This is a genomic window from Boseongicola sp., from assembly GCA_014075275.1.
Taxonomy (GTDB): Bacteria; Pseudomonadota; Alphaproteobacteria; order Rhodobacterales; family Rhodobacteraceae.
The window spans coordinates 3,555,068-3,581,507 of record CP046179.1; the positions used below are offsets into that span (position 1 = coordinate 3,555,068).

Annotated in this window: 31 protein-coding genes, 1 tRNA gene and 1 pseudogene; 11 read left to right on the forward strand and 22 right to left on the reverse strand. The window is 57.5% G+C overall.

Annotated elements, in window-relative coordinates:
• Positions 1 to 9: 9 nt before the first annotated feature.
• The 5 genes and pseudogenes from GKR98_17765 to GKR98_17785 form a co-directional block, all read right to left on the reverse strand.
• Positions 10 to 792, reverse strand: coding sequence for an ATP-binding cassette domain-containing protein (locus tag GKR98_17765; protein QMU59860.1), 783 nt, complete (start codon positions 790 to 792; stop codon positions 10 to 12).
• A 15-nt stretch (positions 793 to 807) separates the two neighbouring features.
• Positions 808 to 1,890 carry an ABC transporter permease gene (locus tag GKR98_17770; protein ID QMU59861.1) on the reverse strand — a complete coding sequence of 361 codons (1,083 nt, stop codon included), beginning with the start codon at positions 1,888 to 1,890 and terminating at the stop codon, positions 808 to 810.
• A gap of 95 nt (positions 1,891 to 1,985) precedes the next feature.
• Positions 1,986 to 2,081 (reverse strand): annotated as a pseudogene (locus tag GKR98_17775) (rhizopine-binding protein).
• A 68-nt stretch (positions 2,082 to 2,149) separates the two neighbouring features.
• A protein-coding gene (locus tag GKR98_17780; protein QMU59862.1) for an IS3 family transposase occupies positions 2,150 to 3,501 on the reverse strand; the annotation gives its coding sequence in 2 pieces (ribosomal slippage) (positions 2,150 to 3,163 and positions 3,166 to 3,501; 1,350 coding nt in all).
• A gap of 79 nt (positions 3,502 to 3,580) precedes the next feature.
• Positions 3,581 to 4,198, reverse strand: coding sequence for a hypothetical protein (locus GKR98_17785; GenBank protein QMU59863.1), 618 nt, complete (start codon positions 4,196 to 4,198; stop codon positions 3,581 to 3,583).
• Positions 4,199 to 4,334: 136 nt separating this feature from the next.
• Between GKR98_17785 and GKR98_17790 the strand changes: the two genes are divergently transcribed.
• A complete protein-coding gene (locus GKR98_17790) occupies positions 4,335 to 6,524 on the forward strand; it encodes an MFS transporter (GenBank protein QMU59864.1) in 2,190 nt (729 codons plus the stop codon).
• Positions 6,521 to 7,552, forward strand: a complete 1,032-nt coding sequence (locus tag GKR98_17795; protein ID QMU59865.1) for an ACP S-malonyltransferase — start codon at positions 6,521 to 6,523, stop codon at positions 7,550 to 7,552. Before GKR98_17790 ends, GKR98_17795 begins: the two co-directional genes overlap by 4 nt.
• A 16-nt stretch (positions 7,553 to 7,568) precedes the next feature.
• On the opposite strand, the gene GKR98_17800 is transcribed toward GKR98_17795, so the two are convergent.
• The 8 genes from GKR98_17800 to GKR98_17835 form a co-directional block, all read right to left on the reverse strand.
• Positions 7,569 to 7,739, reverse strand: coding sequence for a hypothetical protein (locus GKR98_17800; GenBank protein ID QMU59866.1), 171 nt, complete (start codon positions 7,737 to 7,739; stop codon positions 7,569 to 7,571).
• Between the two features lie 110 nt (positions 7,740 to 7,849).
• Positions 7,850 to 8,779, reverse strand: coding sequence for an AEC family transporter (locus GKR98_17805; protein ID QMU59867.1), 930 nt, complete (start codon positions 8,777 to 8,779; stop codon positions 7,850 to 7,852).
• Positions 8,780 to 8,783: 4 nt separating this feature from the next.
• Positions 8,784 to 9,581, reverse strand: a complete 798-nt coding sequence (locus GKR98_17810) for an MBL fold metallo-hydrolase (GenBank protein QMU59868.1) — start codon at positions 9,579 to 9,581, stop codon at positions 8,784 to 8,786.
• Positions 9,569 to 10,378, reverse strand: coding sequence for a YchF/TatD family DNA exonuclease (locus GKR98_17815; GenBank protein ID QMU59869.1), 810 nt, complete (start codon positions 10,376 to 10,378; stop codon positions 9,569 to 9,571). The genes GKR98_17810 and GKR98_17815 overlap by 13 nt, the downstream gene beginning before the upstream one ends.
• Positions 10,379 to 10,410: 32 nt before the next feature.
• Complete coding sequence (locus GKR98_17820; protein QMU59870.1) at positions 10,411 to 11,532, reverse strand: DNA polymerase III subunit delta'; 1,122 nt, start codon at positions 11,530 to 11,532, stop codon at positions 10,411 to 10,413.
• A gap of 91 nt (positions 11,533 to 11,623) precedes the next feature.
• Positions 11,624 to 12,244, reverse strand: coding sequence for a dTMP kinase (gene tmk / locus GKR98_17825; protein ID QMU59871.1), 621 nt, complete (start codon positions 12,242 to 12,244; stop codon positions 11,624 to 11,626).
• Entirely contained in the window at positions 12,241 to 13,419 is a 1,179-nt protein-coding gene (locus tag GKR98_17830; protein ID QMU59872.1) for a D-alanyl-D-alanine carboxypeptidase, read from the reverse strand. The genes tmk and GKR98_17830 overlap by 4 nt, the downstream gene beginning before the upstream one ends.
• A 22-nt stretch (positions 13,420 to 13,441) precedes the next feature.
• Entirely contained in the window at positions 13,442 to 14,482 is a 1,041-nt protein-coding gene (locus tag GKR98_17835; protein ID QMU59873.1) for an SPOR domain-containing protein, read from the reverse strand.
• A gap of 228 nt (positions 14,483 to 14,710) precedes the next feature.
• Between GKR98_17835 and GKR98_17840 the strand changes: the two genes are divergently transcribed.
• Together GKR98_17840 and GKR98_17845 are read left to right on the forward strand one after the other, a co-directional pair.
• Positions 14,711 to 14,800 (forward strand) — tRNA-Ser (locus GKR98_17840).
• Between the two features lie 389 nt (positions 14,801 to 15,189).
• Positions 15,190 to 16,020, forward strand: coding sequence for a DUF3883 domain-containing protein (locus tag GKR98_17845; protein ID QMU59874.1), 831 nt, complete (start codon positions 15,190 to 15,192; stop codon positions 16,018 to 16,020).
• Positions 16,021 to 16,023: 3 nt separating this feature from the next.
• On the opposite strand, the gene GKR98_17850 is transcribed toward GKR98_17845, so the two are convergent.
• From GKR98_17850 to GKR98_17890, 9 genes are all read right to left on the reverse strand, one after another.
• Complete coding sequence (locus tag GKR98_17850; protein QMU59875.1) at positions 16,024 to 16,404, reverse strand: hypothetical protein; 381 nt, start codon at positions 16,402 to 16,404, stop codon at positions 16,024 to 16,026.
• Complete coding sequence (locus tag GKR98_17855) at positions 16,404 to 17,729, reverse strand: recombinase family protein (GenBank protein QMU59876.1); 1,326 nt, start codon at positions 17,727 to 17,729, stop codon at positions 16,404 to 16,406. The genes GKR98_17850 and GKR98_17855 overlap by 1 nt, the downstream gene beginning before the upstream one ends.
• Complete coding sequence (locus GKR98_17860) at positions 17,726 to 18,226, reverse strand: DUF2924 domain-containing protein (GenBank protein QMU59877.1); 501 nt, start codon at positions 18,224 to 18,226, stop codon at positions 17,726 to 17,728. The genes GKR98_17855 and GKR98_17860 overlap by 4 nt, the downstream gene beginning before the upstream one ends.
• A 26-nt stretch (positions 18,227 to 18,252) precedes the next feature.
• Entirely contained in the window at positions 18,253 to 18,444 is a 192-nt protein-coding gene (locus GKR98_17865) for a hypothetical protein (GenBank protein ID QMU59878.1), read from the reverse strand.
• Between the two features lie 360 nt (positions 18,445 to 18,804).
• The gene (locus GKR98_17870; protein QMU59879.1) at positions 18,805 to 19,857 is read right to left on the reverse strand and encodes an Appr-1-p processing protein; all 1,053 of its coding nucleotides are present in this window, start codon (positions 19,855 to 19,857) and stop codon (positions 18,805 to 18,807) included.
• Between the two features lie 16 nt (positions 19,858 to 19,873).
• A complete protein-coding gene (locus GKR98_17875) occupies positions 19,874 to 20,533 on the reverse strand; it encodes a DUF4433 domain-containing protein (GenBank protein QMU59880.1) in 660 nt (219 codons plus the stop codon).
• Positions 20,530 to 20,718, reverse strand: coding sequence for a type II toxin-antitoxin system prevent-host-death family antitoxin (locus GKR98_17880; GenBank protein QMU59881.1), 189 nt, complete (start codon positions 20,716 to 20,718; stop codon positions 20,530 to 20,532). The genes GKR98_17875 and GKR98_17880 overlap by 4 nt, the downstream gene beginning before the upstream one ends.
• 127 nt (positions 20,719 to 20,845) lie before the next feature.
• Positions 20,846 to 21,574: a hypothetical protein gene (locus GKR98_17885; GenBank protein QMU59882.1), complete on the reverse strand. Its 729-nt coding sequence runs from the start codon at positions 21,572 to 21,574 to the stop codon at positions 20,846 to 20,848.
• A 1-nt stretch (position 21,575) separates the two neighbouring features.
• A complete protein-coding gene (locus GKR98_17890) occupies positions 21,576 to 22,253 on the reverse strand; it encodes a helix-turn-helix domain-containing protein (protein QMU59883.1) in 678 nt (225 codons plus the stop codon).
• Positions 22,254 to 22,361: 108 nt separating this feature from the next.
• On the opposite strand from GKR98_17890, the gene GKR98_17895 reads away from it, so the two are divergent.
• The 7 genes from GKR98_17895 (at position 22,362) to GKR98_17925 (ending at position 26,364) form a co-directional block, all read left to right on the forward strand.
• Positions 22,362 to 23,045, forward strand: a complete 684-nt coding sequence (locus GKR98_17895) for a hypothetical protein (GenBank protein ID QMU59884.1) — start codon at positions 22,362 to 22,364, stop codon at positions 23,043 to 23,045.
• A gap of 215 nt (positions 23,046 to 23,260) precedes the next feature.
• Positions 23,261 to 23,470 (forward strand): helix-turn-helix domain-containing protein, encoded by a 210-nt coding sequence (locus tag GKR98_17900; protein ID QMU59885.1) that lies wholly within the window; start codon positions 23,261 to 23,263, stop codon positions 23,468 to 23,470.
• 32 nt (positions 23,471 to 23,502) lie between these two features.
• A complete protein-coding gene (locus GKR98_17905) occupies positions 23,503 to 23,826 on the forward strand; it encodes a hypothetical protein (GenBank protein QMU60163.1) in 324 nt (107 codons plus the stop codon).
• Between the two features lie 44 nt (positions 23,827 to 23,870).
• Entirely contained in the window at positions 23,871 to 24,359 is a 489-nt protein-coding gene (locus GKR98_17910; protein QMU59886.1) for a hypothetical protein, read from the forward strand.
• Positions 24,356 to 25,231 carry an AAA family ATPase gene (locus tag GKR98_17915; GenBank protein QMU59887.1) on the forward strand — a complete coding sequence of 292 codons (876 nt, stop codon included), beginning with the start codon at positions 24,356 to 24,358 and terminating at the stop codon, positions 25,229 to 25,231. Before GKR98_17910 ends, GKR98_17915 begins: the two co-directional genes overlap by 4 nt.
• A 21-nt stretch (positions 25,232 to 25,252) precedes the next feature.
• Positions 25,253 to 25,858, forward strand: coding sequence for a hypothetical protein (locus tag GKR98_17920; GenBank protein QMU59888.1), 606 nt, complete (start codon positions 25,253 to 25,255; stop codon positions 25,856 to 25,858).
• Complete coding sequence (locus GKR98_17925; GenBank protein ID QMU59889.1) at positions 25,846 to 26,364, forward strand: hypothetical protein; 519 nt, start codon at positions 25,846 to 25,848, stop codon at positions 26,362 to 26,364. The genes GKR98_17920 and GKR98_17925 overlap by 13 nt, the downstream gene beginning before the upstream one ends.
• Positions 26,365 to 26,440: the final 76 nt, after the last annotated feature.

Below are 26,440 nucleotides of genomic sequence, written 5' to 3' on the forward strand. Positions count from 1 at the left end.
AATAGGCGTTTACGCGAACGCTTCTTCAAACTCCGGCTGGGTCTTGGCACCGGTGATATAGGAGACCACATCTTCGCCAGAAACGTCCTCGTTCTTGATGTCGAGGTTGGCGCAAATGCGCCCCCGGCGAAACACGATGACCCGGTCCACCAAGTCAAAGACCTGACGCATGTTGTGGCTGACCAGGATCAGAGGCTGACCTTGCGATTTCAACGTACGAATGATGTTCTCGACCTGGGCGGTTTCTTGAACACCCAGAGCTGCCGTCGGTTCGTCCATGATGGTCAACTTTGACGCAAAGGTTGCAGTTCGTGCGATCGCCACACATTGGCGCTGACCGCCAGACATATTGCGGATCGAATTTCTGACGTTCGGAATTTTCACCGCAGTCTTTTCCAGACCCGCCATAGTCGCCTCGCGCATCGCTTTGTAGTCCAGGAAACGAAACGGTCCCAACCAGTCGAACTTGGTAATCTCACGTCCCAGAAACAGATTGTCAGGAACGTTCAATTCGTCCGCCAAGGCCAACGTTTGGAAAACGGTTTCAATGCCGGCTTCACGCGCATCGAGCGGGCCGCCAAAATTCACTTCCTGTCCGTTGAATAAAATTTGCCCGCTCGTTTTTTGCTCCACACCGGTAATCTGGCGGACAAAAGTAGATTTGCCTGCGCCGTTGTCCCCCATCACTGCGATGTGCTCGCCGTTGCGAAGAACCACGTTCGCGTCATTCAAGGCATGAACACCGCCATAGTGCTTGGTCAGGCCTTTGGTTTCGAGAATGATATCGCTCATTTCTATTACTCCTGATCAAGCTTGGTTCTTTTGTCGGTACTGGTCGAGGACCACCGCCGCGATGATGATACTACCCATAGCCATGAGCTGATATGATCCGTCGAGTTTGACGAACGTAAAGCCCGAGCGGATGACGCCGAGAACCATAGCGCCAAGTACTGTTCCGATGATTGAACCGCGCCCGCCGGTTAGGCTGATGCCGCCGATAACCGCCATGGCAATGGCGAATAGTTCGTAGAATTCACCCATGCCGGCCTGTGCGGTTGAAGCCTTGGAACTGAGAACAATCCCTGCGAACGCTGCCAGCATTGAGGCGATCATGTAGACCGTTATCTTGTGGCGTTTGACATTGATGCCCGACATCCGCGCTGCGTCTTCATTGGAGCCGATTGCGTAGGTGTGCTTGCCATAAAGGGTGCGAGTCATGATGATGTGGAAGACGAACGCCAACAGGATAAACCAGACAACCGGCATCATGCCCGATCCGATAAAGGCATAAGAATCGGTCGGGAAGGAGATTGGGTTACCGCTGGACCACCACAGTGCGATACCGCGGCAGATAAGGAACATGCCCAAGGTCGCGATAAAAGGTGGAATACGAAGATAAGCGATGAAGGTGCCGTTGATTGCGCCGATCATTCCGCCAAATGCTATGCCTATTACGACCGGAATTATGACCGGTAAGTCCATCGCCCAGGTGCCAAAAAGTGCTTTGGGATTTGGGTTTCCATTGACCAATTCAGTTTGACCAAAGCTCATCGCGATCATTGCGGTCGCGGCAACTAACGGACCCGAACTTAGGTCAATGCCTGCTGTGATAATCACCTGGGTTACCCCAAGGGCGATAATGCCGATAATTGCCACCTGCAGGATGATAATCTGCAGTCTGGCTACGTTAAACATCCCGAAAATGCCGTCAAACCGGTCTTTGGTGTCAAAGAGAAAGCTTTGTCCCCTCATGTGAGGCAACAACTGCCCCATAATTTCGAAGATCACGATGATGATTATCAACGCAAGTAAAATGTTCATCTCGTTGGGCCAAGACCTTTTGCTCTTGTCAAAAGTGAGCCCGCCAATGCCGTCGCTGGTGTTTGCCATTTGCGTGATGTTCCCAAATTGGCCCGAATATTGGCCGGGCTGTCCAATTCAAAATCCGTGGCGGCAACGAAGCCGCCACGGAAAGTTTTCTTAGATTAGTTAGCGCTCAGGAACTCATCCATGTTCTCTGGTGTCACCAGAACGAACGGAATGTAGACTTTGCTGTCTACATCTTCGCCGTTGATTGTCCGTCGTCAGGGTTTTGGGAACCAAGAGTTGCTTAAACAAGTAAAGAGTTTGGCTCGTCTGGTTGATGTTATTATGCGGCGCGCTGTCTGTGATGCAAGCGCCGCGCTTCGAGCGTCTTTCGTTTGATCCTTTCCCGTTGTCTTAGAATGGCTTTGTCACGCCCGAAGTAGACGTCGGCGGGTGTGACGTTGTTCAGGCTCTCGTGGTAGCGCTTGTGATTGTAGTGATCGACGAAGGCTTCGATCTGGGTTTCGAGGTCTCCCGGAAGGAAGTAGTTCTCCAATAGGATGCGGTTCTTCAGGGTTTGATGCCACCTCTCGATCTTGCCCTGTGTCTGGGGATGATATGGTGCGCCCCGAGAATGCTTCATGCCTTTGTCCTGCAGCCATTCAGCCAGATCGCCAGAGACGTAACTGGACCCGTTGTCGCTGAGGAGGCGGGGTTTGTGGATGACGTGAACCTGATCGCACCCTGATGCTTGTAGCGCCAAATCCAGGGTGTCCGTCACGTCCTCTGCCCGCATGTTCGTGCAGAGTTTCCACGAGATGATGTAGCGGCTGTAGTCGTCCAGGATTGTGCTGAGATAGAACCAGCCCCAGCCAAGCACTTTGAGATAGGTGAAGTCGGTTTGCCAAAGCTGGTTGATCGCAGTGGTCTTGTCTTTGAACTCGTTTGCCGCCTTGAGCACGATAAAGGCCGGGCTGGTGATCAGATCGTGGGCCTTCAGGGCCCGATAGACTGAAGATTCCGAGACGAAGTAGCGCTCCCGATCCGTGAACGTCACTGCCAGTTCGCGCGGCGACAGCTCCGTCTCCTGCAGCGCCAGCTTGACGACCTTGCGCCGGACTTCGTCGGGGATGCGGTTCCAGACATGTCTGGGCTTAGGCGCTTGATCCACAAGGCCAGCGTCGCCGCGCTGCCGATACCGATCATACCAACGGTAAAATGTGGTGCGGGGGATGCCCAGCTTTGCCAATGTTCGACGAGCAGACAAATGCGACCCCTCAACAAGCCGGATGATCTCCAACTTCTCAGATGCAGCATACCTCATTCTTGGTCGCCCCCACCGCCGGTCATGCTTTTTTTGAGAAGACGCAGTTCCAGTGTTTGCTCGGCAACGACCTCCTTCAGGTCTCGGGCTTCGCGGCGCAGGTCCTTGACTTCGTCGGTCGTAGCCGCACGCGCCGTATCTCCAGCAAGCCGCCGTTTGCCAGCTTCCATGAAGTCCTTGGACCATTTGTAGTAGATACCTTGAGATATTCCCTCACGACGGCACAACTCAGCAATGCTGTCTTCGCCACGCAAGCCATCCAGCACGATCCGGATCTTCTCTTCTGACGAATACTGTTTGCGCGTCGCCCGTTTGATCTCTTTGACGATCTTCTCGCCGGGGCTCCTGCGAGTTCCAGTTGTCTGTCTCATGTCCCACTCCTCAGTGGTTACGATGAGCCAACAACTCTCTCTTATCAAATTAACCTATTTGGACCCATAGGCGCTGACTTCAGACATTTCGCGCGGCCTGGGGCAGAAGTTTATAGACATAGGACAACATGCCGAGAATGCAGAATACACCAACATACGCGCCGAGCGCGTCCAAGTTCGAAAAGGGTTTAAGAATGAAGAAGTAGTGGAATGCCGATAGAGCAAAAAACGTTCCCATAAGGCGATGCGTCCACATCCAAAGGTGATAGGGGATGAAAGTCGCGATAGAGATGATTATCAGGATCAAGATTCCATAAAGGCTGATTTCGCCAGCGGTTTCGGCCACTTCCACCAACAGTGTTTCTGCTCCAATGTCGCGCATTTCAGCGTCGATGGTGTCGTGCAGCAGGATGGCAACCATGGCGCCGATCCCCAGCCATTTATGCAGAATATAGCTGCGGTCCAACCCGCCGAAGAGAAACTCGACGAATTTGAAGCGTGTCGCAATGATCTGAGTTATTGCCATTGCGATCAGGGCTGCCATGCCGAGATATTGGCTAAACAAGGCTATCGGGTCGAATTTTGCGGCAAGTGGCGGTAAAAAAGCGATTGGGGTTGCAAGGGCTACGGCAATCAGCGCGAGCCCTGATTTCTTAAGATGCATGGTCGTCCAGTCTTTCCCGATATTCCGGTGCATATGTTGGCCAGTTGGACCCGCTTGTAAACGTCAAAGCGCTAAACCTTTGGCATAGATCGCCGACTTGCCTGTCGGTTTCAGATTGGTTAGCGCTGTGGCATGCCCGCGTGGGCACATCCGGAGATAAGGGGCTGCGATGGATCGCGCCGAGATCGTTCATCAGAATTTTCTGCGCCGCACAAAGGTGGGTGATCTTCCGCAGATGGCCGACATCGCGAGCGACTTAAGCCCGTTTGCAGCCATGGAGATTTATCGAGCGCAGGTTTTGAGCCGTGCATTGGATCGGCAAAGCCGGGTAATGCAGAAGGCAGGCCAGGGTTACTATACTATTGGGGCCTCGGGTCACGAGGGGATGGCGGCTGTCGCGCTGGCAACGCGTCCAAGTGATCCCGCTTTTTTGCACTACCGTGATGCGGCCTTTCAAATTGCACGGGCGGGACAAGTGCCGGGACAGACTCCTGGTTGGGATTTGCTGTTGAGTTTCGCGTGTGCGGTAGAGGATCCCATTTCAGGTGGGCGCCACAAAGTGTTGGGATCGTATGATTTGATGATCCCGCCTCAAACATCGACGATTGCAAGTCATTTGCCCAAGGCGCTAGGCGCAGCTTATTCTCAGGGGGTTGCACGAAGGCATGTGCCCGAACATCGGGTGTTTGATCCAGATGCCATTGTGATCTGTTCGTTCGGGGACGCCTCGGCCAATCATTCAACGGCGCAGGGCGCTCTGAACGCAGCTGGCTGGGCGTCGGTTCAAGGGACGCCGCTGCCGCTGTTATTCATATGCGAAGACAATGGGATAGGTATTTCCGTTAAGACACCGAATGGGTGGATTGAAGCGACGATGAAACACCGCCCTGGGGTGAAATATTTTGCAGCGGACGGCTTGGACATGGTTGACACCTACCGGGTCGCGAAAGAAGCATCGGACTATGTGCGTCAACAGCGCAAGCCTGCATTTCTGCATTTGTCCATGGTTCGACTCTACGGGCATGCTGGTGCTGACGTCGCAACGTCGTATCTTAGCCGGGCCGAGGTTGAGCGCGATGAAGACAACGATCCGCTGTTGAAATCTGCATCGCGTCTGCAAAGCGGGGGCATCGCGTCAGTGGACGAAGCGATGCGGTTCTATGTCGAAACAGAACTAAGGGTCGCGCGTCAGGCCGCGGAGGTAGTCAAGCGGCCACGGTTGCAAACTGCTGATGAAGTCATGGCTACAATTGTGCCCCCTGTTCGTACGTGTCGCCCAAGCAATGGTCCAGATCCCGAGCGTCGCCGCGCTTTGCTTGGAGCCGATGCAGCGAGTGATGCGCCACAAACGATGAGCAAGTGTTTGAACATGGCTATGACGGATTTGATGCTGGAGCACACAGAAGTTGTGCTGATGGGCGAGGATGTCGGCAAAAAAGGCGGCGTTTATGGAGTGACGCAGAAGTTACAGGCGCGTTTTGGACCGGACCGGGTGATCGATACGCTTTTGGATGAGACGTCAATTTTGGGGCTTGGCATCGGAATGGGGCAGAACGGCTTCGTGCCAATCCCGGAAATTCAGTTCCTGGCCTATTTGCACAATGCCGAAGATCAGTTGCGGGGCGAGGCGGCGACATTGCCGTTTTTTTCGCAGGGCAAGTTCACCAATCCAATGGTGATCCGGGTCGCAGGATTGGGATATCAAAAGGGCTTCGGTGGGCATTTCCACAATGACAACTCACTGGCTGTCTTGCGCGACATTCCTGGCCTGATCATTGCGTGTCCGTCCAACGGATGCGATGCGGCTTTGATGTTGCGCGAGGCGGTTCGGTTGACGAGGGAAGAGCAGCGAGTGGTGGTCTTTGTTGAGCCCATCGCACTTTATAATCACCGCGACCTGTTTGAGGACGGCGATGCCGGTTGGATGACTGCATATCCGCATGACAATGAGCGTATTGGCTTGGATGAAATAGGCGTACACGGACGGGGGCGTGACCTGGCCATCGTTACATACGGTAATGGCCATATGCTTTCGCGCAAGGCTGCGAAAGTTCTGGATGAAAAGCACGGTGTGGCGACTCGCGTGATCGATTTGCGTTGGTTGGCTCCGTTGGCCGAGGATCGTCTGATTGAGGCGCTGGACGGCGTTGATAGTGTCTTAATCGTTGATGAATGCCGTCGCACGGGCGGTCAGGCTGAAGCGTTGATGGCGCTTATGACAGAGCGTGGGATCGGGCGGTTTGGGCGGCATACTGCTGAAGACAGCTTCATTGCTACGGGCCCCGCTTTTGCGGCAACTTTGCCTAGAACTGATACGATCGTTGACGCAGCACTGGAATTGGTGAGGCGGAAATCATGACAAGGACAGCCGTTTTGATCTGTCCGGGGCGCGGTTCTTACAACAAAGAGGACCTCGGGTATTTGGGGCGTCATCACAGCAGTTCTAACTTCGTCCTTGGATTAGATGCGATCCGCTCTGCAGATGGCAATGAAACCGTCAGCGTATTGGACGGTTCCGGGGATTTCAAACTGGCAAAATTCTCGAAAGGTGATGTGGCGTCGCCGCTGATTTACGCATGCTCTTTTGCGGATGCGTACAGTTTGGCGGAAGACATTGAAGTTGTCGCGGTCACCGGAAATTCGATGGGATGGTATACGACGCTGGGTGTAGCCGGAGCGGTATCAGCCGAGGATGGGTTTCGGATTGTCGACACGATGGGCGCATTGATGCAAGAGCACATGATCGGCGGACAGATAGTCTACCCCGTGTGGGGTAGCGACTGGGTGCCTGACAGTCTGCGCCGTGCGGAGCTGTTAGAGTTGATACGAGAAATCGATTCTCGATCTAATCACGCGCTTGGTTTGTCGATTGATTTGGCCGGGGCGCTAGTCGTCGCTGGTAATGATCAGGGATTGAGTGCCTTTGAAGCCGCGGTGCCCCAAATCGCCAACAGATTTCCGATGCGACTGTCAAACCACGCGGCGTTTCACACCCAGTTACAAAATCCAGTATCGGAAATTGCGCAGAACGCGTTTGCAAACATGAAGTTTGGCCAACCCCGCGTTCCAATGGTTGATGGGCGCGGACACATCTGGTGGCCGAGTTGTAGCGATCCCAGTTTGCTGCGGAGCTACACATTTGGACAACAGATCGTAGAACCTTATGAATTTGGCACTGCGATCAGGGTGGCGGCACAGGAATTTGCGCCCGATATGTTCATCATATTGGGGCCTGGCACGACAATGGGTGGTGCCGTTGCACAGTCTTTGATCGGATGCGGATGGATGGAAATGAAGTCGAAGTCTGACTTCGAGGCTATTCAGGACAAATCTGAATTGCTGGTGTCGATGGCGCGAGCTGATCAGCGATCAATCGTAGAAGCATAATTTCGCGCGGGTTCAATTAGGCTTTGTTGGTCTTCCCAAGTGGAACTACACGGTTGGCGCGTGGCTTGGCCAGGTGCGCAATCATCGTGCTGTTGCGGTAGTGAATGAAAAGCGTTGCCCCCTCAGGCTCGGCCAATGCCTCGGTCTGGGACCGGGTTTCAGTTGGAAAAGCAATAACGTTGCTCATTGGTTAAGACTCCTGTTCGTCCAACTTCGTTAAGAACGTGCTAATGTGTCCTGATAAGGGCACAATTTAGGTAATTAGACGGATGAGATGTCGGTCGCGTGAATGTGTCGTTAGGGCAGAATTAAAAGCCAGAGCCAGACTGACAGGATAGAGGCTAGCGTTCCAAACAACACCGCTGAGGCGGCAACACGGCGGGCTGCACCATACATATTGGCAAAGAGGTAGGTGTTGATGCCGGGTGCCATGCTGGCGGTCAAAACTGCTGATCGGAAAGCGTCTTTGTCTAGATTCATATTGGAGGCCAGCGCAAAAGTGATTGCCGGATGCAAGATTAAAGAAATTCCGCAAACCATTATGATAACACGAATATCGCCTTGTGGGCGATATCGATATAGGACTCCGCCCAACCCAAAAAGAGCCGCCGGTATCGCAGCGCGGATCATCAGGTTAATGCTGTCGCTCAAGACCCCAGGAAGGGGCAAATTCGTGATGTTGACGATGAAGCCAAGGCCAATGCCGATGACAAGCGCATTACGAAACATCGAACGCAGCACCAGTTTGGTGGTCTGCATAGCTCCGGCACCGCGGCTTTTTGCAATTTCCATGGCGGTAACGCCAAGCATGTAACAAAATGGTGCGTGCATTGCGACAATTGCAAAGTTGCCGCCAAGCGCTTCGACTCCATATGCACGCTCGGTTATCGGCAAGCCCAAAAGCACCGAATTCGAGAATAATCCAACAAATCCAATTGCAACGCTATCTACTGGGTTGCGTTTGAACAGGAACCGCGCGGCGATGAATGCTGCCAAAAATCCCCCGGCGGCTCCAAGGTAAAAGGACAAAAGCATGGGCAAATTGAAGTTTGCGCCCAGATCCAGTGTTGCGATGGCGTTGAACAATAGGCAGGGAATGGCAAAGGATTGGGTAAATTTCATTAACCCATCGACGCCAGTATCGGTGAACCAGCCTTTCCAAACCGCAAAATATCCGAACCCGATGATCAGGAACACGGGCAGGATGACGTCTAAAAGAGCCTGCATGGTATCAGTCGTTCACTTCAAACTGTAACCCGTCGAAGGCGGGCTCGACGTTGTCAGGTGTGTCGCGGTCAACTTCTTCGAAGTCCATATCGATATGCATATTCGTCAGGATCGCACGTTTTGGCCTAGCTTTGGCGATCCATTCCAGAGAGCGTTCTAAGTGCGCGTGTGTTGGATGGGGCGTTCGGCGAAGGGCATCCAATACCCAAATATTGAGGTTGCTGACGGCTGGCCAAGAATGCTCTGGAATCTCTGCGACATCAGGCAGATATGCTACGTCCTTGATGCGAAATCCAAGGGCATCAATGGCACCGTGATCCACTTCGAACGGGATAAATGTGATGTCACCGCCACTTCCGGATATCGTCACATCGCCGTCGATTGTATACATGTCCAGGATGGGCGGATAGGGCGAGCCTTGGGGTTGGACGAATGCATACCCGAAGCTGGCAAAAAGCCGTTCCTGTGTAGGTCCGTCAGCCCAGACCGCGACCCGGGTTTTCTGGTTGAAAACGATCATACGCAGGTCGTCGATGCCATGGACATGGTCGGCGTGTCCGTGGGTGTAGATTACCGCATCAAGATTGCCGATATCTGCGGATAACAGTTGTTCGCGCATATCCGGCGAAGTGTCGATCAATACGCGCGTCGTGCCAGCGTCAGAAACGCGTTCAACCAGCATCGAACACCGCCGCCGCCTGTTCTTCGGGTTTTCAGGGTCGCAAGCGCCCCAAAGACCGCCCAAACGCGGAACACCGCCGGAAGAGCCGCAGCCCAATATGGTGAACTTTAGCTTTGCCATCTGGCCGCCTTGGTGAAGAGACGGTTGAAGTTGGCTTCAGTCGCAGCCGCGAAGTCTGCATACTTCAAATCGAAGACTTCGGAACCGATCCGGGCTGTGTCAGCGACATAGGATGGCTCGTTGCGCCTGCCGCGATTGGGCGGTGGAGCGAGGTATGGGGCGTCGGTTTCGACGAGAATGCGGTCCAAAGGTGCGGCTGCGAAAATATCGCGCAGTTCCTGGCTTTTGGGGAAGGCGGCGATACCCGACATGGACAGATAGAATCCCAGGTCGAGCGCGGCCTTCGCCAGTTCGGCGCTACTGGAAAAGCAATGCATGACGCAAGCATATGCCCCTGTTTGGTGCTCTTCGTTGAGGATGCGAGCCATGTCGTCGTCTGCGTCGCGAGCATGAATGATTAGGGGAAGTTCTGTGCGCCGTGCGGCCTCGATATGGATGCGCAAACTTTGTTGCTGAATATCTTTGCTGTCAGCGGTGTAATGGTAATCCAGTCCAGTTTCACCGATGCCGACGCATTTGGGATGCGATGCAACGGATTCGAGGTCTTCAACTGAGACCAATGGTTCGTCTGCAGCAGACATCGGGTGAGTTCCGGCTGCGAAAAAGATGGGAGCGTGGGCTTCGGCAAGGTTCTGGACGCCTGGCAGGGTGCGCAATTTGGTGCAGATGGTCACCATACGGTGCACGCCGCGCTCTGCCGCGCGGGCCAACAGGTCCTCGATTTCTCCCTCAAACTGGGGGAAATCGAGGTGGCAATGGCTGTCGGTCAGCAAGGGCGTGTCGGCATTGTTGGACATGGTTTCCCGTATCATCCGTTTGCCAGGGGGCGTCAAGAACGGGGGGCGGTGTCGTTAATTTTCAACAAGGCGTCCAGCAGCAGGCTTTGGGCGTCTACGTTGACCGCGCGCCCATGGGCAATGCGGCCTGAAAGGTCTTGTTGCAGCTGCGCCAGGTTTTGGGCTGCGTGCAGATTTGGCGCCAGCCGGGTCAGCATTTGATGCTCGTTCGGGATGGCTTCGGGGGCAAGTGGTAGTCCGGTGCCAATTCTTGCTGCTCGGGAAAGCGCCTGGTCCATTAGCTGAACAGTCAGGTTCAGGCGGTCATCGGCACCGCGTTGAGACGCGTATTCGGCCAGTTTTAAAGCTTCGGTGCGATCCATAGCGGGGCTTTGCGCCAATAGATTGACGATCCGCTGATAGAGCGCAGGGCCCTCGTTGGACAGTAGGCGGATCGCTTGGCCGACCGACCCATTTGCCAGGGCAGTTAGAGCCTCGGGGTGTTCGGTATCGAAGCCAGCCTGGGTGAGAGCAGCGGTCATATCCCGGTCGTTTAGAGAATTCAGGCGCAATTCGCGGCACCGAGACCTGATCGTCGGCAAAAGACGGGCGGGGGCGTGGGAAATCAGAAGAAGGATAGCGTTCTTCGGCGGTTCCTCCAACACCTTCAACAGGGCGTTGGCAGCGGAAGGGTTCATTTCATCGACGCTGTCAACAAGGACCACACGGCGGCCACCATCAGTAGAGCTTAGACCGAAGAAGGTGCCAAGTTTGCGGACTTCATCAACAGTTATCTGCGCTTTCAGGCGCTTTCGGTCGCGGTCCCAGGCACGGCGGAGCAAAAGGAGGCCAGGTTCCGACATTGCCAAGATGCGGCGTGTGACTGGATGGTCGGGTGATATATCGAGGGACGTTGGTGCGGGCGGCGTTTCGCCGAAAAGACCGCCGTCGGAGTTAGGAGGAGTGGCAATTAGGTGGCGTGCCATATGCCATGCCAGCGTTGCCTTGCCGATGCCTGATGGACCTGTGATCATCCATGCATGGTGCAACTTATCCCGGGAAATCGCGTCCAGCACTTCCGTTTCGGCCTGGACATGCCCAAAGAGCTGCAGTGTCGCGCGCGGATGAGGTGCATCGTCTGCGCGATCAGACTCGGGGAGGTCTTCGTCACTCATTGGTTCTGAGTTTCCTGGGGCTCTGCCCCCGCGTGCCTTTGGCCCGCTCCCCCGGGATATTTATGGGCCAATAATGAGGTTTTGGCAGGGATCATGATTGTGCGGCCACGATGGATTGAACGTTGACTGCGACGGCCTCGGGTGTGCGGTTGCCGTCAATCAAATGGCAGCGAGTTGGGTTGGCCTTTGCCAGTTCAAGGAAGCCGTCGTGAAGTTTGTGTTGGAAAGCTGCCCCCATGTCTTCGAAGCGATCTTCGCCTGAGTTGCGCGCCAGTCCGCGGGCAAGTGCTGCATCGGGGTCCATATCAATGATGAAAGTAAGATCAGGCTCTTTGGCGATGACGGCATCGTGGAGCCGATCGACAAGGGTTCTGAGCGTCCCGCGCGCGGCGCCTTGGTAGACACGGGTGCTGTCGGCAAAGCGATCGGAAATGACTATGGCGCCTCGGTTCAGAGCGGGCAGGATAGTTTTTTCCAAGTGGTCGCGTCGAGCAGCCGTGAAAAGAAGGATTTCGGTTTCCGCTGACCAGCGATCAGGGTCACCTTCTACCAAAAGCCGTCGGATTTCTTCGGCGCCGGTTGAGCCGCCGGGTTCGCGGGTCAAGACGACATCGCGCCCCAAGGAGGTCAGATGATCGTGCAGCAGCCGGGCCTGCGTAGACTTACCTGACCCGTCGATACCTTCGAATGTAATAAACTGCCCCTGGTTCATTCCATCAGGCTTTGCACCTGACCCATCGCCTTGTCAAACAGGACGAGGGCCGAGGCGCGCATGCGTGGCACGAAGCCGCCGTAAATCACATCACGGTCCGAAACCAACGGTAGGCGTTTCTCGGGCATGTCTCGGGCAGTGACAACCAGTTCGCCGACTTGATCGCCCGCGGCAATCGGGGCTTCAAGCGGGCTGCGAAACTCGACTTTGGTCTCTAGCGAGTCCTGCGCGATGGCGGGCACCAGAAGGCGAATGTTGGTCGGTGTAATCAGGTCGATCTGTTGTTGGTCGCCCAGCCAGACAGGGGCCTGGGTGATGATCTGACCGGCTTTAGCCACTTCTTTTGACAGGAACTGGCGGAAGCCCCAGTTGATGAAACTTTCGGCTTCCTTGCGGCGTTCGGGCTGGGTATCCAACCCGGTAAAGACGAAAACGATGCGGCGGTCCCCCTGCAGGGCAGAACCAACAAGACCGTAACCGGCTTCCTCGGTGTGACCGGTTTTCAGGCCGTCGGCGCCCATACCGAGGCCCAGAACCGGGTTCCGGTTGAACCGGTTCGAAGGAGAGCGCCCATCAAAATCGTATTCTTCCAACGCAAAGTAGCCGTAATATTCGGGAAATTCGGTAATAATGCGGGTTGCCAGTGTGCCGAGGTCACGCACGCTCATCCGGTGGTTCGGGTTGGGCCAGCCTGATGCATTGGCAAAGGTCGAGTTGGTCAACCCAATCTCGGGTCCGCGGGCATTCATCTGGCGCGCGAAGGCGTCTTCGCTGCCCGCTAGACCTTCAGCCACGACGATACAGGCGTCATTGCCGGATTGGACGATGATGCCTTTGATCAGGCTTTCGACAGTTGGGCGGTCAGTTTCGTCCAGGAACATTGTCGAGCCACCCATGAGCCGGGCTTTGGTCGACACGCTAAAGGTTGTGTCCAGAGTTACGCGCCCATCGCGCAACGCTTCGAACAACATGTAAAGTGTCATCAGCTTTGACATGGATGCCGGGGGCAGGGGGGCATCGGCGTTCTTTTCGAACAGGATTGTGTCCGTGGTTATGTCAAAGAGAAAGGCGGCCTTTGAGCTGGTTTCAAAGGCTGCCCGGGCAGGTAAGCCAGACAAGGTTATGCAGACGGCAGTGATGGCCGCGATGCAAATTTTGGTGATCCTGCGAAGCATGGGAACTCCGATCTCTGAAAGATTAATTTGGGGTCAAAAACGCATCGGCATAGCCGAGTGCGCGAACTTGTCCAAGCATCTGTGCCTGGTCATTGGGAGTGGTCATTGGCCCGACGATAACGCGCCAGAACTGGCGATCGCCGTTGTTGCCGGGTACGACAGTTGGAACGATTCCGCCCTGGCGCAGACTTGCGGCAGCGGCATCTGCATTGGCTTCGACCGAGAAGAGACCAACCTGAACATATGGGTTTTGCAATTCGCTGGTTGTTGTGCGCGCGGGTCGCGCCGCGGGCGTCGCTTCAGCGCTGAGTGCGGTGGCTTCAGCTTCGTCGATTGCGGCGGATGCAGCAGCGATGGGGTCAAGTGCTTCGGTTTCGACGTTCGGAGCCGAGGCGTCTGACGAAGTGTTGTCCACAAGTGGCGCGGTTTCGTCTGCTGGCGCGCCACCCAGGGCTTCGCGAAGACTTGCCCAGAAACCGGGGCGTTTGGGAGGTGCCGTGTCTGCGCCCATGTCGACACTGGTCACAGCGACAAGTGGGGCTTCGTCAGTTTCTGCTGGAGCTTCTGGTTCGGAGACTTCAGTGCTGTCATCATCGATCTCGACCGGAAGCGGTGCCGGTTCAATCACGACCTCTTCGGTGCGAAGTACCATCAATGCGACTTCGGTGGGCTGTCCGGCAAGAATGCTTAGCGCTGCGGCTGCATCAGATGACAATTGTATGCGCGGTCCTGGGTTTGCCCGCTCGCGTCGGAAAAGTGCACCCTCGATGATCTGACCATTCGTTGTGTTTTCAATGCGCACGCGCTCGGGGTCGCCAACGTCGGGATGAGCAACCCAAATTCCACCAAGAGAAGGGCGACCATCCCAAAGTGCAAGTTCGCTTGTGTTGAATATGTCGCCACGTTCAACATCGCGAATTTCAACCCGGGCTTCTTGTGGAGGAGTCACGGTTTGAACATCGTCTCCGTTGGGTGGAGAAGCGAATTGTCCTTCTTCGCACGCTGCCAAGAGCACCAACGATGCGGCGGATACAGCGATGATCCGAGTGGTCACGAAACCCATGTGCCTGCTCCTACGCCCTTTCAGGGCCTTTTGGCCATCACTGGCCACATTTCACCTCGTCCCGGTTTCATAGCGACCGGTTTGCGGGAAAGTCTAACGAAAGATGATTCAAGTGAAAAGCTAAGACGTTCGAAAATCGGCGCTGTTACGCCTGTGCGGAAGTGATTTGAAGGAATTTGAAGTGGGGTCTTTCAGAATCGAAAGTCTTTGCGTAGGACAGGCGCGGTCGGAGGAGTGGCAGAGTGGTCGAATGCACCGGTCTTGAAAACCGACGTAGGTGAAAGTCTACCGTGGGTTCGAATCCCACCTCCTCCGCCATTATCCCCATTGCGAACCAGTGACACCGCCCTGACGGGCACGTATTTTTCCGTGTTATCAAAGGGGTTTGCGGGAACCGACCGAACCTCATAGACACGCTGCCTCGCCGAAGCTGGTCTAAGAATGGCCCTCAGTCTCAGTTTGGGCGAACCTCGACCGTTCCGGTTCGGTCTCGTTTTCTCTTTACCTTTCAATGCCCTGTCGCCGAACCCCGCCAAAACCCGAACGCGCGTTCCGAACGATATCGATGGCGACATTTACAGAACGAGCAGTAGGCGCGTTGCTCGGGATGCCAGCGTAAACAGGCGGATTTCTTGGGTGGGTTCGCATCCCATTCCCCCGACGAAACCGCTGATGACAAATGATTTTCCTGCGTCTAGCCTGGCCGCATGTCGAACGGGCCTTGGACAGACGCAGAGAATGACCTGATCGTCGCGGATTACTTCGCGATGCTGTCTGCGGATTTTGCTGGCCAATCCTATAACAAGGCTGCTCACAATCGTGATCTTCAGACCCAGATCGACCGCAACCGCAGTTCTATTGAGTTCAAGCACCAGAACATCAGCGCGGTTCTCAGGGCCCTCGGAGAGGACTGGATCCCTGGCTACAAGCCTGCCCAAAACTATCAGGGCACACTAGAAGATTCGGTGGTGCGTTGGCTGGAACTCAACCCCGGCTGGCTGTCCCGCATTCCGGACCGGCCCGCGATGGGCCTCCGCGAGGCAGCTCAGCTTTGGATTGGACCGCCCCCGACGCTCAGCAACCAGCCGCCCCCTCCTGAGCTTGAGCAAACGATCGCCACCGCCCGCAAGTTTGACGTCGCCGAACGCGATGAGCGCAACCGTGCGCTTGGTCGGGCCGGAGAAGAACGCGCGCTGGCGCATGAGAAGGCTGTGCTGGCTGGCTCCGGGCGCTCCGACCTTGCGTCAAAGGTACGATGGGTCTCGGAGGAGGATGGCGATGGCGCGGGGTATGATATCGCCAGTTATGCGCCCGATGGTCGGCCTCGTCTGATCGAAGTGAAGACGACCAACGGCTGGGAACGCACACCATTCCATATATCGCGGAACGAGCTGGCTGTTGCCGACGAACGGCGGGCGGACTGGTGCCTCATGCGGCTCTATCACTTTGCACGCGAGCCGAAGGCGTTCGAACTGCGCCCGCCGCTCGACGCCCACGTGTCGCTGACCGCCACGAGCTTTCAGGCCAGCTTTCACTGACTCTCAGTCAAACACCCGCCCCGGCTGCTCGTCCCACGGCAGTTTCGCCACGCCGCAGAGATCGAAGATCGACAGCACCGTGGGCTCGCGCCGCAGGACGAGACGCTCCAGCACCGATGGCGATAGCCATGCCAGCCGGATCACGCGGCTGACATAGCGGTCGGAGATGCCTTCCTCTCCGGCCAGATCGGCGATGGTGTTGACGTCGCCGCGCTCGAGCCTGCGCCGCCAGTCCCATGCGCGGCCGATCGAGCGCAGCAGGCGGGCGTCCTGGCCACGATCCATGGCGACCTCGATCTCCTTGGGCGGCAAGATGCGAGGGCGGCCGCCGCGATTGCGCATTGTGAGCGGTATGTGGACACGGAGGGTTTCGGGCTCTGCCATCACGCCACCTCCGGCTTTGCCGGGGCCATCAGCGCGGCAATCGCGCCCAAGCCCTCATGGCGGAGATCGACCGCCAACCCGGACTCGCTGGCGGTGACCCGCGCCACCAGCAGCCTGACCACGCGCGCCTGCTCGGCCGGGATCAGCGCGTTCCACATGTCGTCGAACTGGGGGAGCGAGGCGCTGATGTCCGCCTCGCCGAGGTCTGGCCGGTCCTTGCGCAGGGTCCGTGACACCCGCGCGGCGACCTCAGGCGTGCGCAGCAGACGGCGGATTTCGCCGACCACGGCATCCTCGACCATGCCACCCGGCAACCGCTGCGGTCCGCGCAGCTCGGCCTTGGGCCGTTTCTTGATCACGTCCATCGAAACGTAATAACGATAGCGGCGCGTGCCTTTTTGGGTGTGATGCGGGGTCATGGCCACGCCGGTTTCGGTGAAGATCAGCCCACGCAACAGCGCCGGTGAGGGTTCCTGAGCCGCGGCCTTCCTAAGATACCGGTTGTTCGTGATTACCTCGTGCACCTCGTCCCAAAGCGTCTCGTCGATGATCGCGTTATGCTCGCCGGGATAGGCGTTGCCCTTGTGGACGGCGAGGCCGCGATAGACCTTGTTGTGCAGGGTCTTGAGCAGCGAGGTCTTGTCATAGGGCCTGCCGGTCTTGGTGAGAATCGCGCGCGCATCTAACTCGCGGACCACCTGCGCCGTGGAACTGGATCGGGCATAGAGTGTGAAGATCGTCCGCACCGCCTCGGCCTCGACCGGATCCACGATCAGCTTGCGGTCCTTCACGGTGTAGCCGAGCGGCACCGGCCCACCCATCCAGATGCCCTTCTTGCGCGACGCGGCGACCTTGTCGCGGATCCGCTCGCCGATGACTTCGCGCTCGAATTGGGCAAAGCTGAGCAGGATGTTCAGCGTCAGCCGCCCCATGGACGTCGTGGTGTTGAAGCTCTGCGTGACGGACACGAAGGTGACGCCGTGCTTGTCGAAGATCTCGACCAGCTTGGAGAAATCCATCAGCGCGCGGCTGAGGCGGTCGATCTTGTAGACCACGACGATGTCGATCAGCCCGTCCTCGATGTCGGCAATCAGATCCTTCAGCGCGGGGCGTTCCAGCGTGCCGCCGGAGAAGCCACCATCATCGTATTGGTCGCGCAGGCAGACCCAACCCTCGGCCTTCTGGCTGGCGATATAGGCCTCACACGCCTCTCGTTGGGCGTCGAGGCTGTTGAATTCCATGTCGAGCCCTTCCTCGCTCGACTTGCGGGTGTAAATGGCGCAGCGCAGGCGGCGGGGTGGTTGCGGCTGTGTCTGGCGCGTCATTTGCTGATCCTCGGGCGTGGTGTGAAGCCGAAGAACTTCCAGCCGTTCCAGTTCGCGCCGGTGATGGCGCGCGCCGCGCCGGAAAGCGATTTGTACCGACGGCCCTGCCACTCAAAGCCCTTCGTCAGCACCGTGACAGTGTGCTCGACGCCGTTCCATTCCCGGAACAGCTTGGTGCCCGGCAAAGGACGTCGTGGGTCGGTCATAACCTGACCGGGCTCGCCAGAAGCCACCTCCGCCGCCAGTGCATCCAGTGTCCGCCGCGCATCCCGGCCGATGCCGCCAAGGGCCAATTCTTGGATGCGGTAGCCAAGCCGCAGTTCGAGGTTCTGGCGACTGGTGTTCGGTGCAGGCGCGTCAAAGATCGCGGCCCATTTCTCACGCAACTCGGGCACGGTCATTGCTTTCAGTGCCACCAGGTCCGCGAGGACAGCGTGGCCCTGCGCAGGGCCAAGGCCCGTTCTCTTTCCCACTGATTTCGTTTTGATTTTCGTCATTCGTCCTCTCCAACTCGGGTTCGCAACTAGTGACGACGACGGCGAACAAGGGCGAGGATGTCCAGCGAACTGTCTGCGTCGCCCGCAGAATTCTCGTTTATTGTCTGTGGGTTGGTGCGATCCACGGCTGCGGCGAGGATCTGGGCGAGTTCCGCCAGCCGCTCATCGGTGGTGAGCGTTTCAGGCGGAGGAGCGAAATTGACGTCGGTGTCGGGCATGGCGGGCGAACCTCAGGAGCTATTTTGTCCTGTGGTGGCCGCGATGCGGATCGGATTTCAAGTTAAAACAACGGGTTGTCGTAGAGGGGCGAAATCATGAGGAGAGGATCGGACGCGCCGCTTCAATCGTCAATATGAGGAGGTGCCGGAGAATTCCAACACTCAACAGCAACTTCAATTTGTCGATACAAGAATGCCCGTGGTGATCTTAACGGAAAGCCACCAACATTGAATATGTGAACACAAACGTATTGACCACGTCAAATCTCTCGCTGGCGGAACAAAACCACAAATGTAGCGGTCTCAGGCAGTTTTACTTTTTTGCTCCAGTATTGTCGCCACTTCAAGTTTGTTGGGCTCTTACTGAGTTTGTGTTCGCTCCGGACCCCACCCGCATTCAACGAGGCGATTGAATGCAAGTTTGATTTGTCGGGGTGTGAAGCGCCGCTTTCTGTCATTCCATGCGTATGTCCGCTCGATAGCTTCTTCAACATTCGTGACAGCTTCCTGGCGTACTATCCAATGAACCGTTGCCAAAAGTTCTAGTCCAACCGGAGATTCAAATCCTTCCACTAAGCGACTTACTCGCTCGAACCGCTCATGTGTGTCTTCATGCACCTGCAGAAGTGCTTCAGCTTCAGCAACCGCTCCGGGTACCAATTCTATCTGTTTGCCAGGAATGTCCCCGCCGTCTGCGTATCCGGACACGAGGTGCCCCTCAATCTGGTTCAAGACATGCCGTAGGTTCTCAGCATAGGGGCCGTAATGGTGTTTCTTGTATTTCAAACGAAGTGGCTCCCCGGCTTCTTGCATGAAATACATTAGCTTATGAAGCTCGATCAACGTCACGAACGGGTCCAGCAGTCCGGAAAGATACCGGTGCATCAAAGTGACTAGAGTAGCTCGGCCAGTCGTCATCTTTGGAGGTTCTGTGCTTCGCGCCATAACTTGAGCGTCAGGAGCTTCACCGGGTTCGAACACAATAATCTCGGCATCCGTGCCCGTCAGGGATGCCTCGATACGCTTCCGGACATCAGGCCAGTTTAATCCACCCAACCCACTACCCAGTGGGGGAATTGCAATGGACCGGATCCCACGCGCTTCAATCTGTTGGCGAAGATCGACTAGCCCAGACTCAATATCTTCTATTCGACTCTTCCCTCTCCAGTGTCGTTTCGTCGGAAAATTGATAATGAACCTTGGCGCTGTCAGTGCGTTCCGTTCCGTGATAAACATTTTCCCAGGCACAACTTCACCGCGATCACAGGCATTCTTGTAGTATTCAAAATTTCTGGGAAATGCTTTCTTGAATTGAAGGGCAATACCACGCCCCATAACGCCTACACAGTTGACTGTGTTAACCAAAGCATCGGCTTCGCTGCGGAGGATATCTCCAGTCATATATCGAATCATTATTGCCCTCCCTTTTCTAGTAATACCACGTTGGCAAGGCTTTCACCGTTGGCCTGTGGGCCCTGCCAGACATCATTCTGGTGACATCTCTGCCAACGGCTTCTGAGCGGACACCGATGCCCTGCACGAGCGTCCAAGGAAAGCAGCGCTCAACTAAGAACTCTGCCTGCTTACCCTCCTTCACCTGCCGACTGACGCCATTCCCACTCCACTTGGTGGCAGCTACTGAGTTCCAGTCGATTTCATCCAGAGCGCCAAGATCCGAGCGGTCTTCGAAGTAACTTGAGCCGGCGTTAGATAGGGTGAAAGCCCACCGCAGTTCATTTTCTTCTGCCCATGCAACAGTAGTAGGCAATTCCGAGACTAGGTGGACTATTGGTTCCTGACCTCCGCGATAGGTTACTTCGGGGTGATTTTCTCTGTGTAGGAGGAATAACATTATTGAGCGAGGGCAGAAGTAGAAAGGGACACACGCGCCCACGGTAAGGTCCGGATGCGAACTCAAACTTGTCGCGAGGCGCCTGTCCTTGATCTCCATCATTCCGACAGTCGTTCCAGCACTTGCGCGCGCGCGGGTTTCGGCGTCCGACCAAAGAAACCCATCATCCATAATTGATTGCAAACGGTCCTTGTGAACGATGTGGTAGATCCAGACTTTTTCAGGCGTTTTTGTCATTCAGACCCCTTTTTGGTTGGATCGGAATGCTTCGATGCAATTCGTCTCAGGCGATCAAACTCTTCGACAGAGCAGACGACGACCACTGGTCTACCATGTTTCTCGATTACCACGGGATCCACCCTCGCGGTATCAATGAGCAGGCCGAACTGGTTCTTCGCATCACGCGCAGAGAAGTTTTTCATTCCTTCTTCTTGTCTCGTTTCGGCTCATATGTCCATAGGGTACATTATGGCTATTATGTCCATTAGTTCTGACGTAGTCAGTAACGGTGGTTGCGCTCTCGTCATGCAGCAACGTTGATCCTGAATATCAATGTCGTGTCTGGGGTCGCACCATCCTGTCGGTCTCCAGCCTCAGCGCCGCTCGCCACAACGGCGTCTTGGTGAAAGTGCTCTCCCGCGTCCGAAGAAGTAACCCCTTGGCACGGTTCTCTTCCAGCAACCCCGTCCAGCAGAGAGGCCGAAGCACCTGGATGTAGAGACGGCTCAACACATCGTCGAAACCACCGGCAGGATCAGGTTCGCCGAACAGCACCCGTCGTAGGTCAGCGCCGGTCGCGCCGTCCTCGGTCTCGACGTTCAGCACGTTCAGGAACACGTCCCAATTGCCCAAGATTGGCTCGTTATCGAAGCGCGAGAAGCGGGCGTGATTGACCTCGAACAAGTAAAACGGCGTAACGATGCCGAAGATGCGGCCGGGATTTCCGACCAGCTCCTGGCTAGCCTTGGTCAGTTTGAACTGCCCCTTGTAATGCCGCCCGATCTTCAGCGCGATCATCATGTCGTGCAGATCCACCAGCGGGCCGAAGTCGATCTCGTTCAGCACCTTGTTGATTGCGAAGAGGTCTTCTTCGGTATAGCCGGGCCAGTCGAACTCCCGCGCCGCCCAATGAACGAACATCCGCTTGAAGGCCTTCGACGGCGTCAGCCCGATCCCGCCATGTTCGGCGATGTAGGCAAAAGTCCTTTCCAGCGCCCGCACCATTGGTGAGTGCGCCAGCGCCGGGTTTGCATCCTCGATCTCGCGGAATTCGATCATCTCAGATCTCCCGCGCGAACCAGCGGATGCGGCCGACGATGTGGACTTCCTCGGCGCTGCGCTCATAGGGACTGTAGAAGCCGTTGTCCGAGATCACCCGGACGGCGGGCGGATCGCTGTTCGGCACATGCTCGAGCCGCTTGGCCACCAAACCCATCCCGTCATCCAGCACGAAGATCCCTGGTGGGTTCGGCGCGCGGCGGGTCATGTCGACCAGGACGGTGTCGCCGTCCAGCAGGGTCGGTGCCATGCTGTCGCCCTCCACATGCATGATGCGCAGTTGCGAGGGACTGGCCTTCAGGCTGCCCTTTATCCAGGAGCGGCGGAAATGATAGGCGCGGCCGGGCGTGTCGTGATTCTCGGTCACCACCGCGCCGCCGCCCATTGAGGGGCGCGGGCTGGCATGCGCGATCGCAACGCAGGTCTCGTCGGGGTTCTCGATGAAGGGCGGCTCGCCTTCGACCTCGCCGATGCCGTGGATCAACCATTCCCGCTCAACCTTCAGCACGCGGGCGACCTCGGCCAGCTTGTCGATCCCGGGCCGCGCAGAACGGCCGCGCAGAATGTCATAGACGAAGGATCGATTGACCCCGGCCATCTCCGCGACATGGGCGGGGCTGAGCCCGAGTTGCTGTGCGCGGGCGCGAAGGCGGTCGGAGAGCGTGTGATACTCGGTCATGTTTTCCCCAGAGGGCTGTGGATCAAATAGGATAAAACAGGATTGATCGGAGAGCGTCAAGGATTTAGAACAAACCCTAAACACTCAATAGCAGGAATCGGGGGTCAGATGGAGATCGAGAAGGCGTATTTTACTCTGCCGGAGATCCTCGATCGCTGGTCCATCTCCGAGGCCGACCTGATCTATCTGGCGGAGAACGACAAGCTGCGACTGTCGGTGCGCGTCTTCGGTGTGCCACTGGAACTGGGTGACTATGAGGAGACCGGCAACGGGGAGCGGTTCCGCGTGCCTTGGGAGCAGAGTCGCTTCAGCGGCCTGCTGGATCTTTATGCGCAGGACGTCTTCCAGCTTTTCCGGTGCAGCGAGATCCATATCAGCGATTTCCGGACGCCGTGCGCGTCCTATGCAGCGCTCTACGGCGAAGCTGAGCCGATCTTCGTCATGATCGGAGATCTGCTGCTAAGGCGCGAGGAACGTGACCGTTTCGAAACCGAGACAGGGTTTTCCGGCGTGGAGACCGGGCCGCAACTGCCAATCTTTAGCGCGTCACCTGACTATCACGAGGTGCGTTGCGGCGGGCACCAGTTCCGCCTTGGCCCGATCCAGGCGCAGGTTGTCCGTGCGCTGCATGAGGCTGCGCGCCGGGGTGAAGCATGGCAGAGTGGCAAGGCGATCCTGTCGGCTGCGGGCTCAAAGAGCCTGAAGATGTCCGACGTGTTCAAATCCCAGAAGCAGTGGCGGTCGCTGATCGAATCGAATGGCCGCGGCAACTATCGTCTGAACTGCGGCTGATTCCGACCCATCCCGTTCCGGCACGCGTGTCCCTCCGGCTCCACAGTGGGATGCGCCGGGGGATGAGAGTGGGATCACCATCCCCCGCCACGGCAGTCGCCGCTGAGTTGCAAGGCTCAAACTGATCCCCCTCCGCATCCCACCTCGATCCTGACGACATCCCACAGCAGGATTTTGCATCTTCCTCCCAACGCAGCGAGCGAAAGGAGACGAAGATGCAGCTCAAACACCTCAATCAGAAAGAACTGGCCCGGCGCTGGAACATCTCGCATCGCACGCTGGAGCGGTGGCGGTGGGCCGGTGAAGGCCCGCAGTTCATGAAGCTGGGCGGCCGTGTGGTTTACCGCATGGAGGATATCACCGCGTTCGAGCAGGACCAGCTGCGCCACAGCACCAGTGGTGATGCGCAGGCAGGTGCGGCGTGATGGTCCGCCTTGATGATTTCACAGCCGACCGGGTGGTGCCGTTCTGCGCCGCTGCCGGTCTGGACGAGGTCGGCCTTTGCGCATGGATCGCGCAGGCCGAGCCCGGCGAGACGCTGATCTATCACCGCGGGTTTCTGGCGGTGGATGCCACCGCAGTTCTCTCGAAGCTGCCTGCCGACCGTCAGCGCGCCTTACGCCAGGTCGCGGCCGCCGCTCTTCGCGCGGCTGAGCAGAATCTCGTCCATCTCGTCCAGGCGCGGATCGGCCCCGACCAGTTCGCCTACATCGCCGTCGCCCGGCCCAAACCACGATCCAGCGGTGCCGCCCTGTCGGTCCGCCTGCTCGAGGCCGCGTGATGCCCGCATTCCAATCCTTTTTCACCAATCACGGAGACCCGTTTATGCCTTTCCCCGAAAACACGCCCAGGCTGGACGATCTGCCTTTCCTTAGCGCCGCCGAGATTGCGGCGCTGCCGGTCGAAATGCTGGCAATCCTGCAGCGCGAGATCGACGAGCGCCTGAAGCGCGACAAGGCGGCCAAGACCCGCTTCGATGCTGGACTGGCTGTCCGCTACGCCACTCGCGCCACCGAGGAACGCCAAGCCGCAGGCAAAGACACCGGCACGGTCCGGTTCGACGATGGCGATTTCACCGTGGTCGCTGATCTGCCGAAGCGGGTGGATTGGGATCAGGACCGGCTGGCCTCCATGGTCACGCGGATCCGCGATGCCGGGGACGATCCTGCCGAATATGTCGATCTCGCTTACAAGGTGCCGGAGCGCAAATACGCGGCCTGGCCCGAGGCCATCCGGCAGGGTTTCGAGCCCGCACGCACCGTCCGGCCCGGCACGTTGAAGGTCGAGATCCTCGCGCAGGGGGCAGACCAGTGAGCCTCCCGATCATCAGCGCCGACGAGCGGTTGGCGGAGCCGCGCGGCATCAAGGGCTGCATCTTCGGTGGCAGTGGGATTGGCAAAACCTCGCTGCTCTGGACGCTCGATCCTGACCGAACGCTGTTCATGGATCTCGAAGCGGGCGATCTCGCCATCGAGGGCTGGTCTGGTGACAGCATCCGGCCGCGGACCTGGACGGAATGCCGGGATTTCGCGGTGTTCATTGGCGGGCCCAATCCGGCGCTGCGCGACGAGCAGCCCTACAGCCCCGCGCATTACAAGGCGGTCTGCGACCGCTTCGGCGATCCGGCAGCCCTCGACCGCTACGACACAATCTTCGTGGACTCGATCACCGTCGCCGGGCGGCTCTGCTTCGGGTGGTGCAAGGGCCAGCCCGAGGCGCTGTCGGAGAAGACCGGCAAGCCGGATGTGCGTGGCGCTTACGGTCTGCACGGCCGTGAGATGATCGGGTGGCTCACCCATCTGCAGCACACGCGGGCCAAGAACGTCTGGTTCGTCGGGATCCTCGACGAGAAGCTCGATGACTTCAATCGCAAGGTGTTCCAGCCGCAAATCGACGGATCCAAGACCGGGCTGGAGCTGCCGGGGATCGTCGATGAGGTGATCACCATGGCGGAGCTGAAGGCCGACGGTGGCGATCCGTACCGGGCCTTCGTCTGCCAGACGATCAACCCCTGGGGCTTTCCGGCCAAGGATCGCTCCGGTCGGTTGGCCCAAGTCGAAGAACCCCATCTCGGCCGCCTGATGGCAAAGATCCGGACGCCTGTGACCCCGGCGACAGACCGGCTGACCTACGCTCCTCCACCCGCTGATCCGGCCAATGACGAGCAATCCCAACCGCAATCCTGATCATAGAAAAGGAGGTTCCCCATGGGTTCCTGGAACGATTTCAACGACGCGCAAAGCAATACCAACCTCATCCCGAAGGGCACTCTGGCCAAGGTGCGCCTGACCATCCGGCCCGGCGGGTTCGACGATGCCTCGCAGGGCTGGACCGGTGGCTATGCCACGCGCGGCTCCACTGGCGCGGTGTATTTGAACGGCGAGTTCACCGTGACCGAAGGGCAATATGCCCGCCGCAAGATCTTCACCCTGATCGGGCTCTACAGCCCCAAGGGTCCGGACTGGACCAACATGGGCCGCAGCCTTGTGCGCGGCATGCTCAACTCGGCGCGGGGGATTTCCGACAAGGATATGTCGGCCGAGGCGCAGGCGGCGCGGCGCATCAGCGGCTTTGCCGATCTCGACGGCATCGAGTTCGTCGCCCGGATCGACATCGGCACCGATGCCAGCGGCGACGACAAAAACGAGATCCGCAGCGCGATCACGCCCGATCATCGCGACTATGCGCAGATAATGGGCACGGCGCCGCTGTCGGCACCATCGAGAGCCCCAGACTTTGCCTCGCCTGCGCATCAAACCGCATATGAGGCGCAAGCACCGGCCCCGCATGGGCGTCCTTCGTGGGCGGACTGATCATGGCGATGCCTGCGATCGACATGACAGGCCAGACGTTTGGCTTTTTGACAGTGGTGGAGCGCTTCGGCGCTTCACCAAGACCCAAATGGCTGTGCCGCTGCGCATGCGGAAACCTGACCATCAAGGATGGCAGCCGTTTGCGCAGAGGGACCGTCAAGAGTTGCGGTTGCGCGACCCGGGCCCTCATTGCGGCTTCCAGGCGAACCCATGGGATGACTGGACACCGGCTCGAGAACATTCGCCGTGGTATGCTGGCACGTTGCCACAATCCCAACAGCAAGGATTTCCCGCGCTACGGCGCGCGGGGAATTCACGTCTGTCGGCAATGGCGGGATGAGCCGGTCCAGTTCTACGGCTGGGCTCTGGCGAACGGCTATGCGGATGATCTCAGCATAGACCGGATTGATCCGCGGAGCGGCTATTCATCTCACAATTGCCGTTGGATTCCGCTCTCCGAAAATGTGGCGCGGGCCAATCGAGCCAGGCGGCAGAGGGCCGCGTGAGCCATGTCGCGCAAATCCTATCCGCGCCCAAGGCGGCTTCGGATCGACCGAGCGTTGATCGCCTCTGGCATCCGCG